Raw genomic sequence first — 16889 nt, 5'->3', positions numbered from 1 at the left:
AACTTTGAACACTGATCCACTGTGTTGTCAATAGGTCAGTTATTGTTTTCTCGGTCTGGACAGCAGCAGGTCAGCTGCAGTATATGAATAGAGATGAATATGAGGAGGCAGGCATGATTAAGAGTATGACCGGATATGGCAAGGGCGAGGCAGCAGATATTCAGGGGCGCTGTGTCGTTGAGGTAAAGACGGTAAATAACCGCTATGGTGAGGTGTCGGTCAAGATGCCACGCAGTTTTCTGGCCTATGAGCATGAGGTGCGTAAGGCGGTTGGAGGGCGTGTTAAACGAGGTAAGGCAGATCTGTTTGTGCAGTGGGAGGCAGCAACAGGTGAGGTGGTGGTGCCGCCATTGAATCATGCTGTGGCCAGGGGATACCATCAGGCCTTTTTGGATCTGGCCCATGAACTGCATGTCTCGGCAGAGATTCCGCTGTCATTGATACTGGCACAACGAAATGTGCTGCAGGAATCTGCCAGTGAAGAACAGGGAGATCTGTTGCCGCTGGTGCTGCAGGCAGTGGGACAGGCCCTTGATGGTTTGGACGGGATGCGGCTGCGTGAAGGTGAAGCACTGCAGGCTGATCTGAAGGGGCGACGTACTGATCTGGCTGCCCTGGTTGCTCAGGTCCGGGAGCGCGCTCCTCAGGTGGTTGACGAGTATCAGCAGAAACTGCAACAGCGGTTGGAAAAGCTACTGGGCGGAACCGAGCTTGATCCCCAGCGTCTGGCTCAGGAAGTTGCCCTGCTGGCTGACCGTTGTGATATTACAGAAGAGCTGGTGCGTCTGGAGAGCCACTTTATCCAGTTTGATGAAACCCTGCTGCTGAAGGAGCCGGTAGGTCGCAAGCTTGATTTCCTGATGCAGGAGATCAACCGTGAGGTAAATACCATCGGTTCCAAGGCAAATGATGCAACCATCACCTCGTTGGTGGTGCAGATGAAGGCGGAGTTGGAGAAAATGCGGGAGCAGGTCCAGAACATTGAGTAGAAACGATCTTTTTCCGTTCTGAGCACGTCAGTTTTCAAAATAGCTTGTCAACGTACTGATGGTACGCCTTCGCGCCATTTTTTAACTGCCGCACCCAGAACGAAAAAATCATCGTTCCTGATACTGATGGAGGGTGTATGCAACAAGAAGGTCTCTTAATCGTTATTTCAGCGCCGTCCGGAGCTGGCAAGACAACACTGTGCAATGCTCTGGTCAGTCGCTTTCCGGCCTTGAAAGAATCAATCAGCTATACGACCCGGCAGCCCAGGCAGGGGGAGCAGGACGGGGTTGACTACCATTTTGTCTCTGTGGACCGCTTTAAGCAGATGGTTGCTGAAGACGGTTTTGCCGAGTGGGCAGAGGTGCATGGTAATTTCTATGGAACCGCCATTGCAACCCTGGAGCAGGCCAGGATTGACGGCATTGATATCCTGCTGGATATTGACTGCCAGGGGGCGCGCATCCTGAAAGATCGCGGTATTAACGGACTGTTTGTCTTTGTGCTGCCTCCCAGCATGACGGAGCTGCGTCGTCGGCTGGAATCCCGCTCGTCCGATGCAAAAGAGGTGATTGAACGCCGGATTGCGCGGGCAACCGAGGAGATCCGCGAAGCACGCTGGTATGATTATATTGTGGTGAATGATCGACTTGATGAGGCCCATGAGGCGTTGTCCTCGATTGTGACGGCGGCTCGTCAGACAACCGGGCGCATGTTGGGTCAGGTGTCGAAAATGTTTGATATTTGAGCTGGTATAGGTATAATCAGCCTCCCATTGCTTGAGCGTATGGAAAAAGGAGATAGAGACGATGGCACGTGTGACTGTTGAAGATTGCCTTGAAAAAGTAGATAACCGCTTCATGCTGGTTATGCTGGCCTCCAAGCGGGTCAAGCAGCTATACAAGGGGGCTAAGCCCCTGATTGACCCCAAAAATAACCGTTTTGTGGTTACCTCTCTGCGTGAAATCGCTGCCGGTAAACTGTCAGCCGAGTTGACCAGCAAACGTTCTGCATGATCGGATCATCTCTGGAGGCCTGCCAATTGGTAGCGCCTCCATTTTTGTGTCTGCCCCCGATGTCTGTTTTTACTGACCACTTAATATCACCTGCTCCTGTATGATACGCCTTAACGATATCCTTGATACGGTTGTTATCTACAACCCCTCTGCTGATCTTAATCTGATCAGGAAGGCCTATGTCTACTGTGCCAAGGTGCATCAGGGCCAGACCCGCCTTTCCGGTGAGCCGTATATTATCCATCCCCTTGAAGTTGCGGGTCTTCTGGCTGGTCTGAAACTGGATGTGGCCAGCATTGTGACCGGCTTCCTGCATGATACCATTGAAGATACCCTGACCACCTCGGAAGAACTGGCTGAAATGTTTGGTAAAGAGGTTGCGGAACTGGTTGACGGGGTAACCAAGATCAGCAAGATTCACTTCAAGACCAAAGAAGAGAATCAGGCTGAGAACTTCCGCAAGATGCTGATCGCCATGGCCAATGACATCAGGGTGATTCTGGTGAAGCTGGCTGACCGGCTGCATAATATGCGGACGCTGCAGTTTCAGCCTGACACCAAGCAGCGTTCCATCTCCCGCGAAACCATGGATATCTACGCCCCAATCGCCCACCGGTTGGGGATATCCTGGATCAAGACCGAACTTGAAGATCTATCGTTCCGCTATCTGCAGCCGGATGTCTATTTTGATCTGGCAACCAAGATCCAGCGCAAGAAGCAGGAACGGGAATCCTTTATCTATGATATCCAGGACGCGATCCGCCAGAAGCTGGTTGAACACCAGATTGTGGGCGAGGTCTCCGGCCGCAGCAAGCACCTCTATTCAATTTACCGCAAGATGGAAAAGCGCAAGGTTGATTTTGAGGAGATCTATGACCTGACCGCCCTGCGGATTCTGGTGGATGATATCAAGTCCTGTTACGAGGTGCTGGGGCTGATTCACTCCTCCTGGCGGCCTATTCCAGGACGCTTTAAAGATTATATCGCCATGCCCAAGGGGAATATGTACCAGTCACTGCATACCACGGTGATCGGTCCCCACGGTGACCGGATGGAGGTGCAGATCCGCACCCATGAGATGCACCGGGTTGCCGAGGCCGGTATTGCGGCCCATTGGAAGTATAAAGAAGGCAAGGGCTATGACGAGAAAGAGGTCAAACGCTTTGCCTGGCTGCGTCAGTTGCTGGAATGGCAGCAGGAGTTGCAGGACTCTCGTGAGTTTATGGATTCGGTCAAGGTTGAACTGTTTCCTGAAGAGGTCTACGTCTTCACCCCTAAAGGGGATGTGAAGGGATTCCCTAAGGGATCGACCCCGATTGATTTTGCCTATGCCGTACATACCGATGTGGGGCATCGTTGTGTGGGTGGTAAGGTCAACGGTAAACTTGTGCCCCTTAAGCATGAGCTGCAAAATGGCGACATTGTAGAAGTCATAACCTCCCCTCACCATACTCCCAGCAAGGATTGGCTTAAGATCGTCCGTTCCTCTCGCGCTCGCAACAAGATCAGGGCCTGGATCAAGATTGAAGAGCGTAAGCGCAGTATTGTGCTGGGACGGGAATTCTGCGAAAAGGAGTTTCGCAAGTATTCGCTTAATCTGCAAAAGCTTATCAAGGGTGGAGAGCTGCGGAAGATTGCCAACGAGTATGGTTTTAACACAGAGGATGATCTGCTGGCAGCCATGGGCTACGGCAAGATTTCAGCTGCTCAGATAATAGCCAAACTGATCCCTGAAGAGCGGATACAGGCTCGCCAGGAACAGAAGGAATCACGCATCACCAGTGTGATCAATAAGTTGAAGGGGCGGTCATCCAGCGCCGTTGAAGTCGGCGGCATGGAAGATATCATGATCCGCTATGCCAAATGCTGCAACCCGTTGCCCGGAGACGAGATTGTCGGTTTCATTACCAGGGGGCAGGGAGTGACTATCCATACCGCTGACTGTCCTTTTGCTGCTGAAAGCGATCCTGAACGGCGGATAGAGGTGACCTGGGCCAAGGGCAAGAGCGCTGCACTGCCGGTCAGGTTGCGGGTGTTCTGTATGGATGAAAAAGGTATCCTGGCTCACATGACGCTGGCTATTACCAATGCTGAAGCAAATATCGTCAGTGCCCAGATCAAGAGTACCGTTGACAAGCGGGGTGAGAATATCTTTGAGTTGAACGTAACTGACCTGGCCCACCTGAATAAGGTGGTAAACTCCTTGATGAAGGTGAAGGGGGTTATGAAGGTGGAGCGGGTAAAAAGCTAGGAGTGGTCCTTTTCCGTACATATCACGTCAAGCTGCTAAATGTCTTGTGCGACGTACTGCATCAGTACGCCTCCGTGCCATTCCTTACGTGCCGCAATCTGTACGAAAAATTCCTCACTCCTTGATAGGGAGGTACTCTATGAAAAGTATTGCAACTGATAAGGCACCGGCAGCTATCGGGCCGTATTCCCAGGCTGTTGTGGCAGGTGGCCTGTTATTCTGTTCTGGTCAGATTCCGCTGGACCCTGTTTCTGGTGAGCTGGTTGTTGGTACGGTTGAGCAGGAGACAGAGCGGGTAATGGAGAATCTGCGTGGTGTGTTGGAAGCGGCTGGTACTGATTTTGACCATCTGGTGAAGACAACTATTTATTTGACCGATATGGCTGATTTTGCAGCGGTGAATCAGGTCTACGGTCAGTATTTTTCAACAATCAAACCTGCACGTGCAACAGTAGCAGTTGCTGCACTGCCCCGTGGGGCGCGGGTTGAAATTGAGGCAGTTGCGGAGTTGAAAAACTAAACAAGCCGTGTGCAAACGAGTGCACACGGCTGTTTAAAGGGGTGTTACCGGAAGGCTAGAGAGCCTTGGTAACTGAGCCGGAACGGATGCAGCGGGTACAAACCTTGATGGTTGATACGCTGCCGTTCGCTGCCTTGGCTTTAACCTTCTGCAGGTTAGGGTACCAAGTGGTACGGGTCTTGTTGTTGGCATGGCTCACGTTGTTGCCGGTGCTGGGGCCTTTACCGCAAATTTCACATTTTCTGGACATGGATCTTACCTCCCGTGCTAACTGAACAAATTCTTTTATCAGAATCAGTTCTCAGGTGCAAGGAAAAATACCGCTATGAAAATCTTTAAAGCGCTTCTGTCGCTACTTATGCTTGCCGTACTGATTGTTACCGCACTTTTTATTGATTTTACCTACAAAACCTTTTCTGCGCGCCCTCGTCAGGTGCAGGTTGATGCGATTGTGGTGCTTGCTGGCGGTAAAGGGCGGGTCGAAGAGGGGGTTCGTCTTTTTAAGGAGCGCCGTGCAAACTGGCTTTTTCTGGTTGGCGTGGATCCCACCGTCAGAAAATCAGATCTGTATCGCCCCAAGCAGGGGGATCCATCATCAGACAACGTTGTCCTTGAAAAGCTATCGCGGAATACGTTGGAAAATGCCATTTACGGTCGTGATATCCTGGCTGAGCATAAAGTCCGCTCAGTATTACTGATTACTTCTCGCTATCACCTGAAGCGTTCAGCCATTCTTTTTCGGAATGCCCTTCCACCTGAAGTTGCCGTGTACCCCTATCCGGTCGATAGCAGTAATGTCAAGGAAGAGTGGTGGCACCACGTGGGGACCTTCAGGTTGCTGTTTTCAGAGTTCTACAAATATTGCATTTTCAGAGTTTTCTTCCTCTTTTCACCGGGAGAATTGCGTCCGGTCAGCCTCTAGCTTTTTTTATCCAAACCTGCTACAAAAAAGCGTTGTTCTCTACACCTGAAAGGAATTCCCATGCGTTATATAAGTACTCGTGGCGGCATTGCGCCGGTACGCTTTAAAGATGCGGTGATGATGGGGCTGGCCGACGATGGTGGCCTTTTGTTACCTGAGTCAATTCCTGCCTTTTCCGCTGAGGAACTTGAATCATGGCGCACACTGACCTATCCCCAGCTTGCCTTTAACGTTATATCCCGTTTTGTTGATGATATTCCTGCAGCTGATCTACAGGCGCTGATTGAGCGTTCCTATGCCACCTTCAATCACCCTGAGGTTACTCCGGTGGTGCAGAAGGACGGGGTCTATATTCTGGAGCTGTTCCATGGAGTAACCCTGGCCTTTAAGGATGTGGCCCTGCAGTTCCTTGGCAACCTGTTTGAGTATATTCTGCATGAGCGGAATGAACGGTTGACCATTGTAGGGGCTACCTCCGGCGATACCGGCAGTGCCGCCATTCATGGTGTGCGTGGTAAGGCTGGTATCAGTATCTTTATCCTGCATCCCCATGGCAAGACCTCACCGGTGCAGGCGCAGCAGATGACCTCCGTGCTGGATGAAAACGTCCACAACATTGCTGCTGATGGTACCTTTGATGACTGTCAGGATATTGTTAAAGAGTTGATGGGAGATCTCGCGTTTAAGCAGAAGTACTCCCTTGGGGCTGTTAACTCCATCAACTGGGCCCGGGTGTTGGCACAGGTGGTCTACTATATCTATGCCTGGCTGCGGGTGGCGGAAAAGGGGCAGAAGGTGCTGTTCTCGGTACCCACCGGTAACTTTGGCGATATCTTTGCTGGCTACATGGCGCAAAAGATGGGGCTGCCGATTGAAAAGCTGCTGCTGGCGACCAATGAAAATAATATCCTGACCCGTTTTATCAACCAGGGTGATTACTCGGTTGGCAGCGTGGTACAAACCCTCTCGCCTTCAATGGATATTCAGGTTGCTTCCAATTTTGAACGGTATCTTTACTATCTCTTTAATCAGGATGGAGGGCGGGTTTCAGCAGCCTTTACCCAGCTTAAGACAGAGGGCAAAATCAGCTTCAGCAACGAAGAGTTGCAACAGGTCCGTCAGGATTTTTGCTCTGCATCAGTAGGTCGTGAAGAAACCCTGGCAACTATTGGGCGCTTTAAGCGAGAGACCGGTTACCTGTTAGACCCTCATACAGCGGTCGGGGTCCGGGCAGCTCAACAGTTGGAAACAGGTACTACACCGGTGGTATGCCTTGCCACTGCCCATCCGGCAAAGTTTGGGGATGCCGTGGTGGAAGCAACCGGCGAACCTGTGCCGGTACCTCCGGCCATTGCGCAACTGGAAGGCTTGCCAACCCGCTGTGTGCGGATGGCCGCTGATAGCGAGCAGGTTCGTAATTTCATCATAGCAACAGTGGGGTAATGAATCGTGCGAATTGAATGCCCTAAGTGCAAGGCAAGCGGAAATGTCAATGATCTGGAGATCCCTGATGACGGCATGATGCTTGCCTGTCCACGTTGTCAGGAGAGTTTTCGCGTGGTAAAGCCACGCAAAAAAGCCACTTCTGCCTTTGCAACCAACACCTGTCCTTCCTGTGGGTATAGTACCTTCTGTGAAGAGGTTTTTGACGAATGTCCCCACTGTGGCGCAGATGTAAAAACTGCAGCAGAGCGTAAGCGCGAGGAAACTGCCCGGAAAAGGGAACTTGAGGTTCTGAATCGGAACTATCGGGCAGAGGCGGCAGCAGCTCAACCGTTACCGTTACCGACAGGCTCAAAATATCCAGCTTCAGCACCAGCACCTGAACCTGAAAAAATCAAGATTAATCTGGCCTCTTTTGCTGATGGGTTTGATCCTGTGGCTGCTGTAGGTTGGGGGGCAGCTGCATGTGCAGTGTTGTTTATTGCTGTTGGCGGGTGGGGGGTGCTGGACTATCAGGGAACTGATATTCAGGCTCAGTTGTCGGCTCAGTCCGTTGAACCGGTTTCTGCTTGGCAGGTTTTTTGGGGATACGGTTTTTTGCCTTGGGTAGAGTTTCTTTTTGGTGTGGTTGTTCTATGTGCTGCATTCGGATTTCTGCAGCGTGCTGAGTGGGGGATGCCGAGGCTGCAACAGGTTGTTACAGCCTCTCTGGTGTTAGCGCCGGTCTATGAGCTGGGACAGTACGGCGTCTGGATCGTAAAGTCGATCTCTCCACCCTGGTGGGCCTACCTTGTTGAGCTGTTGAGTGCGCTCCTGGTCTCAGCCCTTGTGGTGGTGCCGTTGTATTTTTTGCTGCAGTACCTCAAAGGGAACAGTATTAAGAAGGGGTATTACCAGAAAACCTAGTCTGTTTTAGGTGTGCTGGCTGTTTTTGAGGCGCTGTCCGGCTTTCTACGCCGTGGACGGCGCTTCTTTTTTTCCGGGTCTGATGCCACAGGCTGCTGAGCCGCTGCCTTGCTATCTTTGGGTTTGTGGCGCTGACCATGGGGTTGTTTGGTTGAAGCGAGCGGGGTGGGTGGGCGGTGCTTGGGCCGCTTGTAATCATGTATGAAAAGCTCGTCTTCAGCCCACTCAACAGGAACCTTGTGTTTGATATACTCTTCGATCGCTTCAAGGTAAAAGGCACCATCCTCATCAGCCAGAGAGATCGCCTTGCCTTCAGCACCAGCCCGGGCGGTCCGGCCGATACGGTGAACATAGTCTTCAGCATCCTGGGGTAGGTCGTAATTGATGACGTGGGAAACGCCATCAATATGCAGACCCCGTGAGGCAACATCCGTAGCAATCAGAATTGCCAGTTCTCCCCGCTTAAACTGTTCAAGAATATTCATCCGTTTACGTTGATCAACATCCCCTGAAATCACCCGGCAGGGGAATTCATTTGCATTCAGACGGTCCTGCAACCGTTCTGCTTCCCGTTTGGTATTGACAAAGAGCATGGTACGGGCCATTCCTTCGCGTCGTAAAAGGCCCAGCAGCAAGGGAAATTTTTCTTTGTTGGACACATGGTAGAGTAACTGCTCAACCCGCTCAGCAGTCATCTTTTCCGGTGTCACCGAGACCTTCTGAGGCACGTTCATAAACTCATAGGAGAGTTCCATGACCCGTTGGTTGAGGGTGGCTGAAAACATCAGGTTCTGACGCTTATCAAAGGGGGGTAGACGACGCAGGATGTAGCGCAGGTCAGGGATAAAGCCCATGTCAAACATCCGGTCAGCCTCATCAATCACCAGCATCTCGATATGTTTCAGGGAGTAGACTTTCTGCTTCAGATAGTCGATCAGGCGTCCCGGCGTACCGATAACGACGTCAGCCCCGTCTTTCAGGGCGTTTTTCTGTTTCATATAATCAACGCCACCGTAGATGGCCTGAATGTTGAAACCGCAGTGGCTGCCAAGCAGTTGGGCATCTTTTTCAATCTGCACCACCAGCTCTCTGGTCGGTGCCAGGATCAGTGCCCGTGGGCGTGGCAGGACGCTGTCAGCTGCTTCCTCTTGTGAAGCTAGCAACTTGGTAAAGAGTGTAATCAGGAAGGCTGCAGTCTTGCCGGTGCCGGTCTGTGCCTGGCCCGCAACATCTTTGCCGCCTAAGGAGATAGGCAGAGTTTGAGCTTGAATAGGGGTGCACTCACTGAAGCCTGCCTGGTTGATTCCCTGCAATACTTGATTGGGGAGCGAAAGTTCGCTGAATTTCATCGATTTGTTTCCATCTTGAAGCGTAAGGTATGAGACCTTTAATGCTATACACCGGATTGTGCATACAGGCAACTTTATACGCGTTTGTGCCTGCAGATATGGCCAGAAATGCTTTGACAAAATAAGCACCGCTTCAGTAGTATGTGAAAACTTTATGTAACAGATTGGACCGGCATGCAGGCTGCATTAGAACTGATTGGTGAAGATCTTAAACAGGTAGAGGAACAGTTCAGAAAAGACCTTGAATCTGATGTTCCGCTTATCCGTAAGGTGGGCGAGTATGTGCTTGCCAGTGGCGGCAAACGGATCCGTCCCGCCATGCTGCTTTTGGCTGCCCGACTGTGTGATTATCAAGGTACACAGGCCATCCCCTTGGCTAGCGTGGTTGAGTTTATCCATACTGCCACCCTGCTGCATGATGATGTTGTTGACAGTGCCACCCTGCGCCGCGGGCTTGCCTCTGCCAATACCCTTTGGGGCAATGAAGCCTCTGTTCTGATCGGTGACTTCCTTTTTTCAAAATCCTTCTCCCTGATGGTTAATGCCGGCAGTCTTGATGTGTTGCGGGTTATGTCCCGTGCCACCACAGTGATTGCTGAAGGGGAAGTGCTGCAACTACTCTATACCGGTGAAGTTGAGCTGACAGAAGAGCAGTATATTGAAGTGGTGCGTGCCAAGACAGCAGTACTGCTGTCTGCTGCCTGCCAGTGCGGTGCCATTCTGGGTGGCGTTTCAGCGGAGCAGGAACAGGCTCTTGCCGATTTTGGTATGGAACTGGGGATCGCCTTCCAGCTGATGGATGATATCCTTGATTATACGGCCTCTGAAGAAGAGTTTGGTAAAAGTATCGGTCATGATCTTGAAGAAGGTAAACTTACCCTGCCTCTGATCCATGCCCTGCGTGGCTGTAATGATCAAGAGCGTGAAGCGGTAGCAGCTATTATTGAAAAAGATGAGCTGACCCCTGAAGACTTCCGCCTTGTTTCTGACCTGGTGCAAACCTATGGTGGTATTGAGTACACCGTTGAAAAAGCACGTGGCTGTGTTGAAAACTGTGGTCGGCATCTCTCCTGTTTTTCTGACAATACCTGTAAACAGGCCCTGCTGGATCTGGCCAGGTACGTGGTAACACGAAACCGTTAGTATCACTCTCTGCTTACATCCCTTTTTATTTTTTGGAGGATTATTAGATGAAAAAGTTATTGGTACTGCTCTGCTGTGCTGTTGCCCTTGCCACTGGTTGCAGCAAGGGCACGTCTAATGCGCCGGGTAAAACCCCGGCTGAAAAAAGCCAGGCACCCGAGATCAGTGTTGTTTCCCTTGATAATCAACAGCTGACCCTTGCATCCCTGAAAGGTAAGGTTGTGTTGCTTAACTTCTGGGCCACCTGGTGTCCTCCCTGCCGTGAAGAGATCCCTTCCATGATGAAACTGAACACGTTTATGAAGGGCAAGCCATTTCAAATGGTCTGTGTCTCGGTTGATGAAGGTGGTAAAAAGGCGATTGAAGAGTTCTTCAAAAATTCTGGTTTTTCGTTGCCTGCCTATACTGACCCCAGCGGTCAGGTTTCCAAGACCTACGGTATTACCGGGGTGCCAGAGACCTTTGTAATTGATAAAAACGGCATGATTGTGAAGAAGGTCATCGGCGGCTTGGATTGGAACAGCCCAGAAGTGATCGCGTTTCTTGAAGGATTGATGAAGTAGTCAGGAATTTTATGGAAACTCCGCATATAAGCTATATCGGGGCCTTTGTGGCAGGTCTGCTTTCCTTCCTGTCTCCCTGTGTTCTGCCGCTCATCCCGTCGTACATCACCTATATTACCGGACTTTCGTTCAGTGATCTGGATGCTGAGCATCCAACCCATGTGGTGCGCAGAAAGACCATGCTGCACTCGCTGGCCTTTGTCATTGGTTTTACGGTGGTTTTTGTATTGCTTGGCGCCTCTGCAACCTATATCGGCTCTTTTCTGCAGCAACATATGGAGCTGGTTCGCAAGCTTGGCGGAATTCTGATTTTTGTCTTTGGTATTCATGTCACCGGTTTGGTGCCGCTGAGATGGTTACTGGGAGAAAAACGGGTCTCGCTGAAGCATAAACCGGCCGGTTTTCTGGGCAGCTTCTTGGTTGGATTGGCCTTTGCGGCTGGTTGGACCCCCTGTATCGGCCCGATCCTGGCCTCGATTCTGATGATTGCAGCAACCGAGGAAAAGGTTGCCCAAGGGATTGTGCTGTTGCTGCTCTACTCCATCGGGTTGGGGATACCGTTTCTGCTTTCATCGCTTGCCCTGCATCGCTTTATTACGATCTTTAATCGTTTTAAAAAGCATATCCGGCTCTTTGAAATCATTACCGGATTCTTCCTGATGATTGTCGGTATCCTGATCTTTACCAACTGGCTGTCCGTATTATCCGGTTATGTTAATCTGCTGTTCATGAAAAACTAAGATGGTCAAGGCGCATCGTTCACAGCATTCAATTCAGCTGGCTGTCTCCCAACTGGTGGTCACAGAAGCCTTTTATGCCGGTATTCTGGAGCTGCCGATCCGCCGCTCTTTTTCTGCACCTGGCGCACCGGAGCACCTGATTGTTGATATGGAAGGGATCTCGCTGATCTTTGTCGAGGAGGGGGATGTGATCAGGACTCACCCGATTCTTGAACATCGCTTCGGTATGTTTCCCAAAGGGGTTGGCCTGACACTGCATTTTGAAGTTCAGGATATTGAAGGGATCAGGGATGCCATTCTTGAAGAGGATATGGAGATTCTCTATCACCTGGAAGAAAAACCCTATGGCGTCAAGGAGATGTGGTGTTTTGATCCTGATGGCTACCTGATTGCCCTTGAGGAGCCAACGGTACGACGTAGCAAGGCCGGTCGCTGAGAGCAACCGGCCTTGTGTTTGTCTGTGCTGAATTCTATTACTACTTCTTGTTATCGGTGGTTTTTTTCTCCTCCCGAACCGGGGGAGTACAGCTGTCTGACATTCAGGTAGGGACTCCCATTTTTGGGAGCAGGTATTTGTTCACCACAAACCAGACAACCAGAATAATCAGCAACAAAATAATATCTTTCATGATACCCTCCAGCTGGTTATATACCATAGCAGTCAGAATTTTTGGACGTTTTTTATTACACTTTCATAGATACAGCCTAGGAGTAACTTGATATGCACTTTCCCGCAATTGATCCTGTTTTCCTGCGTTTGGGTCCGTTGCAGTTCCGCTGGTATGGACTGATGTATGTGATCGGTTTTTTAGCCAGCTACTTCCTGATCCGCAATGAAGCCCGACGCAGAAAACTGAGCATGGATAACGAAGCGGTGGCTGACTTTATTTTTTGCCTTGCCTTGGGTGTAGTGCTGGGCGGTCGTCTGGGCTACGTGTTGTTCTACGATCTTGGCTCCTACCTGAGCAATCCATTACGGATCTTTGCCATCTGGCAGGGGGGGATGTCTTTCCATGGTGGTCTGCTGGGGGTTGCGGTAGCAGGCCTCTGGTATGCCCGACGCTTTCAGTTGCCCTACCTACAGCTGGCTGATCTGGTTGCCCTGGCAACGCCGGTTGGTCTTGGTTTAGGGAGGATCGGCAATTTTATCAATGGTGAGTTATACGGTCGTCCCACCACCGTAGCCTGGGGGATGATCTTTCCTGATGGAGGGCCATTACCTCGACATCCCTCACAGCTGTATGAAGCGTTGTTGGAAGGGGTTGTGCTGTTCTTTCTGGTCCGTTTTCTTGCTCGTCGTTTTCAGGCCCCTGGCACTGCCATCGCTGCCTTCCTGGGTGGGTATGGGCTGTTCCGGTTTATTGTTGAACTGTTCCGTCAGCCGGATAGCCAGTTGGGCCTGTACTGGGGATTCTTCTCAATGGGGCAACTGCTCAGCCTGCCACTTTTCCTGGCTGGTGGTATATTGCTGGTCTGGTTAAATTGGAAGAAGAAGCCGCAGGATGTCACGGTCTGATTGTAGCAAGCCATTGTTGTAACTGTTTTAACCCTTCATCAACCGTTATCTCTGGTTGATAGCCGAAATCTTTTTTTGCTGCCGAGATATCAAACCAGTGGGCCGTGGCCAGTTCTTTGGCCACAAAGCGGGTCATGGGCGGTTCACCAGCCAACTTAAACCATCCCCAAAGTTTTTCACAGATTGTTCCAATGGCATAGGCTGCCTTTGGTGAGATCCTCCTTTTTACCGGCGCTACACCACCTGCGGCCAGAATCCGGTTAACCATCTCCCAGAGCGGTAGCGGCTCACCATTACTGATAAAATAGGCCTTGCCTGCAACCGGGCTGCCTGGTGCAAGTTGTTCTGCTGCCTGCAGGTGCGCCTTGGCGGCATTGTCCACGTAGACAGTGTCCACCAGACAGGGACGGTTGCCGATCCGCCGCAATCTGCCACTCTTTCCCTTGGCAATGATCCGTGGTACCAGATGGTTATCACTCGGCCCCCAGATCAGGTGGGGACGTAGTGACACGGTTGCAAGCTGTGGGCTGTTTGCCTGCAGCACCAGCTGTTCAGCCAGTGCCTTGGTCTGGGGATAAAAGGCCTCAAAGTGGTCAGGGTAGGGCAGGGACTCATTGCCACCCTCGACATCAGTGCCATCAAACACCACGCTGGGGGAGCTGGTGTAGACCAGCTTGGTAATGCCATGCCGCCTGCAGGCTTCCAGTACGTTTTCAGTGCCGGTTACATTGGCCTGATAGAAGTCGTTGTAGCTGCCCCAGATACCGGCCTTGGCTGCCACGTGAAAGATGATGTCGCATCCTTCGGCTGCCTTGATCACTGCGGCTTTGTCAGCAAGATCTGTCTGCACCTGTGCAACCCCCAGGCTAGTCAGTGCAGGGTAACTGGAGCGTGAGATGCTGACCACCTGATCGCCTCGCTCACGTAGCATTTTAACGATCACACCGCCTAAAAATCCGCCGCCGCCGGTAACTAATGCCTTCATGTCAGTTGCTCCGCAGCCCAGACCGCCAGTTTCTCACGGAAGATCTTGGCATTGTGGCGGATATCCACCGGAAAGGCAGGATGGAACAGGATTGTGTTGATATCCTTGGTATGTGGATGGCTGGCGGCAATGCTCAACAGTTCAGACCGTACCTGTTCCTGACTGGCGCTGAACCCTTGTTCCAGTTCAATGCAGATTACCGGTTGCTGGCTGACTTTGGGGCCGATACCAACCAGGGCGCTGCGGAACACAGCAGGATGGGTATTAAAGACTGCTTCCACCGGGATGGTGAACAATGGACCAAGGGCCGATTCAACCCGGTGGGATTTGCGGCCACAAAACCAGAGTCTGCCGGTCTCATCCTGTCTGCCCAGATCGCCCATGCGGTGGAAAAAACCACCTTCAGGATCGCTGATCTTGGAAACCTGATCTGCCTCAGGCCGTTGGAAATAGCCACGGGTCACCTGTGGACCCTGCACCACAATCTCGCCAACCTGACCCGGTGCAACACGCAGATCATCACTCCAGGCTGCAATCGGTTCATCGCTGATCCTGATCAACTCAACCCGGATACTGTCAACCGGCTTACCGATGCAGACCCCGCCGCCGTTCTCAGTAATAGCGCGCGTCTCACCAAGGATCTCACGGCTGCCAATGGAGCAGACCGGCAAAGACTCGGTGGCACCATAGGGGGTAAAGATCTCCACGCCATCGGCAAGCATCCGTGAAAACCGTTCCAGAACCGCAGCCGGAACCGGCGCACCGGCAGAGATTACCCGTTTCAGAGTGGGCAGTTTGATCCCCTGCTCAGCACCATAGCGACTGACCCGGTTGATCAGGGCCGGTGAACCGAACATGGTGGTGACGTTATAAGTGGTGATGGCAGAGATGATCTTTTGCGGATCAACTGAACCGGGCCGGGTAAAGTCCATCTCCGGAATCACTGCAGTCATCCCCAGGGCTGGTGCAAATAGGGCAAACAGCGGAAAGGTGGGCAGATCAATCTCGCCGGGCTGAATGAGGTAGACCTGTTTTAATGCCGCAATCTGGGCACTGAAGTTGCCATGACTGTAGATTGCACCTTTGGGAGGGCCGGTGCTGCCGCTGGTAAACAGGATGGCTGCCTGATCATCGGCAGCCGTAACTGCTATTTCAAAAGGTTGCTCAGGGCTCTGCTTGATCAGATTGTCAAGAGTTGTACCGCACCAGAATAGCCGCGGCCCAACCGTGATGATAGTTTTAAGGCTGTCCTTTGCCCAGCCGAACAGCAGGCGGGCAACCTGGGCCTTGGGGATGCCAATAAAGGCGGTTGGTTGCGCCTCAGCCAGGCAGGACTTCAGATTTTTGATCCCCAGACCAGGATCAATCAGCACCGGTATCGCCCCCACCTTGAACAGGGCAAAGGTCAGGGCAAAAAACTCCGGAGAAGGGGTAACCATCAGCACGGTACGGGTACCGCGGGTAATGCCGGAGCAGATTAAGCCATGACAGATCCGGTCAGACAGTTGGTCTAGCTCCTGAAAGGTCAGACGCTGATTACCTTTGGGAAATATAATTGCCGTGGTATCCGGCTGTTGCTGCGCCATCCTGGGTAGATGGGCGGCGATGTTGACAAAGGTGGGTATGGTCATGTTGTTCAGGTTGCTGGACCGGTTCGGTCTAAAAACTCACTGATGATCGGCACCACCACATCCTGCCGATCTTCCAGGATATAGTGCCCAGCTTTGGGATAGCTATGCAGTTCAGCAGCAGGGAAACGGCGCTTCCATTCTGCCAGGAAGTGACAATCAAACACAAAATCAAGCTCACCCCAGCAGATCAGCATCGGCAGGGCAGCAAACTGGTTGATGCCGTCAGCCACTTCGCAGATCAGGTCATAGTTACGGTCACCAGGCTGCAGCGGGATATCCTGCACAAAGCGCAGGGTGGCGATCCGGTTCTGCCAGGAGTCATAGGGCAGCTCATAAAGCGCCCGCAGCTCCGCTGACATCGGATGCTCTTTACAGCCCACCCAGGCAGCGCCACGACTGAAGGCATTGAAGCCTCGCACCAGCAGGGTGCCTAGCCAGGTGTCACGGCAGATTCTCAGGCCCAGTGGAAATGGCTTGGCCTTGGGCAACGGAAAGGCACCGGTATTCAGGATCACTAGGCGGCTGATCCGCTCCGGGTGGCGCACCGCATAGGCCATGCCGATCATGCCGCCCCAGTCATGCACAACCAAGGTGATCTTCTCGTTCAGCTGCAGGTTATCCAGCAACTGCTCCAGATCATCCACCCGTTGGGGCAGGGTATAGTCATAGCGGTCGTCCCCCGGTTTGTCAGAAAGGCCGCAGCCGATATGATCCGGCACAATGCAACGGAAGCGATTGGAAAGCTCTCTGACCAGATTACGATAGTAGAACGACCAGGATGGGTTGCCATGCAGCATTACCACGGTCGGCCCCTGGCCTTCATCCAGATAGTGGTACTTGAGGCCGTTCAGGTCAAGGTAGTTGCTGCTAAAGGGGTAGTGTTTTATCAGATCAGGATTCATCAGTTGAATCAGAGC

At 51.9% G+C, this 16889-nt stretch carries 18 protein-coding genes; 13 read left to right on the top strand and 5 right to left on the bottom strand.

What is annotated here, in order from left to right; all coding sequences use genetic code 11:
* Positions 1–113: 113 nt before the first annotated feature.
* The 5 genes from B5D39_RS12475 (at position 114) to B5D39_RS12455 (ending at position 4774) form a co-directional block, all read left to right on the top strand.
* Positions 114–989: a YicC/YloC family endoribonuclease gene (locus B5D39_RS12475; RefSeq protein WP_078790801.1), complete on the top strand. Its 876-nt coding sequence runs from the start codon at positions 114–116 to the stop codon at positions 987–989.
* A gap of 137 nt (positions 990–1126) precedes the next feature.
* Positions 1127–1735: a guanylate kinase gene (gene gmk / locus B5D39_RS12470; protein ID WP_078790800.1), complete on the top strand. Its 609-nt coding sequence runs from the start codon at positions 1127–1129 to the stop codon at positions 1733–1735.
* A gap of 61 nt (positions 1736–1796) precedes the next feature.
* Complete coding sequence (gene rpoZ, locus B5D39_RS12465; RefSeq protein WP_078790799.1) at positions 1797–2003, top strand: DNA-directed RNA polymerase subunit omega; 207 nt, start codon at positions 1797–1799, stop codon at positions 2001–2003.
* Positions 2004–2103: 100 nt separating this feature from the next.
* Positions 2104–4254, top strand: a complete 2151-nt coding sequence (locus B5D39_RS12460) for a RelA/SpoT family protein (protein WP_078790798.1) — start codon at positions 2104–2106, stop codon at positions 4252–4254.
* Positions 4255–4393: 139 nt separating this feature from the next.
* Complete coding sequence (locus B5D39_RS12455; protein WP_078790797.1) at positions 4394–4774, top strand: RidA family protein; 381 nt, start codon at positions 4394–4396, stop codon at positions 4772–4774.
* 55 nt (positions 4775–4829) lie between these two features.
* Here the strand turns inward: B5D39_RS12455 and rpmB are convergent, their stop codons facing one another.
* Positions 4830–5024: a 50S ribosomal protein L28 gene (rpmB, locus tag B5D39_RS12450; protein WP_012470332.1), complete on the bottom strand. Its 195-nt coding sequence runs from the start codon at positions 5022–5024 to the stop codon at positions 4830–4832.
* Positions 5025–5099: 75 nt separating this feature from the next.
* Here rpmB and B5D39_RS12445 point away from each other — a divergent pair, with 75 nt between their 5' ends.
* Genes B5D39_RS12445 through B5D39_RS12435 form a run of 3 tightly spaced genes read left to right on the top strand, consistent with a single transcriptional unit; the run spans position 5100 to position 8045 of the window.
* Positions 5100–5696 (top strand): YdcF family protein, encoded by a 597-nt coding sequence (locus tag B5D39_RS12445; RefSeq protein WP_078790796.1) that lies wholly within the window; start codon positions 5100–5102, stop codon positions 5694–5696.
* 60 nt (positions 5697–5756) lie between these two features.
* Entirely contained in the window at positions 5757–7139 is a 1383-nt protein-coding gene (gene thrC / locus B5D39_RS12440; RefSeq protein WP_078790795.1) for a threonine synthase, read from the top strand.
* 6 nt (positions 7140–7145) lie between these two features.
* Positions 7146–8045 (top strand): zinc-ribbon domain-containing protein, encoded by a 900-nt coding sequence (locus B5D39_RS12435; RefSeq protein ID WP_161947495.1) that lies wholly within the window; start codon positions 7146–7148, stop codon positions 8043–8045.
* On the opposite strand, the gene B5D39_RS12430 is transcribed toward B5D39_RS12435, so the two are convergent.
* Entirely contained in the window at positions 8042–9394 is a 1353-nt protein-coding gene (locus B5D39_RS12430; protein ID WP_078790793.1) for a DEAD/DEAH box helicase, read from the bottom strand. The genes B5D39_RS12435 and B5D39_RS12430 overlap by 4 nt on opposite strands.
* 174 nt (positions 9395–9568) lie before the next feature.
* Between B5D39_RS12430 and B5D39_RS12425 the strand changes: the two genes are divergently transcribed.
* The 5 genes from B5D39_RS12425 (at position 9569) to lgt (ending at position 13356) form a co-directional block, all read left to right on the top strand.
* The gene (locus tag B5D39_RS12425; protein ID WP_078790792.1) at positions 9569–10537 is read left to right on the top strand and encodes a polyprenyl synthetase family protein; all 969 of its coding nucleotides are present in this window, start codon (positions 9569–9571) and stop codon (positions 10535–10537) included.
* A gap of 47 nt (positions 10538–10584) precedes the next feature.
* On the top strand, positions 10585–11100 hold the full coding sequence (locus tag B5D39_RS12420; protein WP_078790791.1) for a TlpA disulfide reductase family protein: 516 nt from the start codon (positions 10585–10587) through the stop codon (positions 11098–11100).
* Between the two features lie 11 nt (positions 11101–11111).
* Positions 11112–11840 carry a cytochrome c biogenesis CcdA family protein gene (locus B5D39_RS12415; RefSeq protein ID WP_078790790.1) on the top strand — a complete coding sequence of 243 codons (729 nt, stop codon included), beginning with the start codon at positions 11112–11114 and terminating at the stop codon, positions 11838–11840.
* Position 11841: 1 nt separating this feature from the next.
* Positions 11842–12276: a VOC family protein gene (locus tag B5D39_RS12410; RefSeq protein ID WP_078790789.1), complete on the top strand. Its 435-nt coding sequence runs from the start codon at positions 11842–11844 to the stop codon at positions 12274–12276.
* Positions 12277–12561: 285 nt separating this feature from the next.
* Complete coding sequence (lgt, locus tag B5D39_RS12405) at positions 12562–13356, top strand: prolipoprotein diacylglyceryl transferase (protein ID WP_078790788.1); 795 nt, start codon at positions 12562–12564, stop codon at positions 13354–13356.
* Here the strand turns inward: lgt and B5D39_RS12400 are convergent.
* From B5D39_RS12400 to B5D39_RS12390, 3 genes are read right to left on the bottom strand one after another with little or no spacing between them, the layout of a single operon-like run.
* The gene (locus tag B5D39_RS12400) at positions 13346–14341 is read right to left on the bottom strand and encodes an NAD-dependent epimerase/dehydratase family protein (RefSeq protein WP_078790787.1); all 996 of its coding nucleotides are present in this window, start codon (positions 14339–14341) and stop codon (positions 13346–13348) included. The two genes, lgt and B5D39_RS12400, sit on opposite strands and share 11 nt — an antisense overlap.
* Positions 14338–15972: a fatty acid CoA ligase family protein gene (locus B5D39_RS12395; RefSeq protein WP_078790786.1), complete on the bottom strand. Its 1635-nt coding sequence runs from the start codon at positions 15970–15972 to the stop codon at positions 14338–14340. The genes B5D39_RS12400 and B5D39_RS12395 overlap by 4 nt, the downstream gene beginning before the upstream one ends.
* 5 nt (positions 15973–15977) lie before the next feature.
* Complete coding sequence (locus B5D39_RS12390) at positions 15978–16874, bottom strand: alpha/beta fold hydrolase (protein ID WP_139366766.1); 897 nt, start codon at positions 16872–16874, stop codon at positions 15978–15980.
* Positions 16875–16889 lie beyond the last annotated feature (15 nt).

Source organism: Trichlorobacter thiogenes (assembly GCF_900167465.1).
Classification (GTDB): domain Bacteria; phylum Desulfobacterota; class Desulfuromonadia; order Geobacterales; family Pseudopelobacteraceae; genus Trichlorobacter; species Trichlorobacter thiogenes.
The sequence above is the reverse complement of the archived record's forward strand: the minus strand, read 5'-3'. Positions and strand labels throughout refer to the sequence as shown.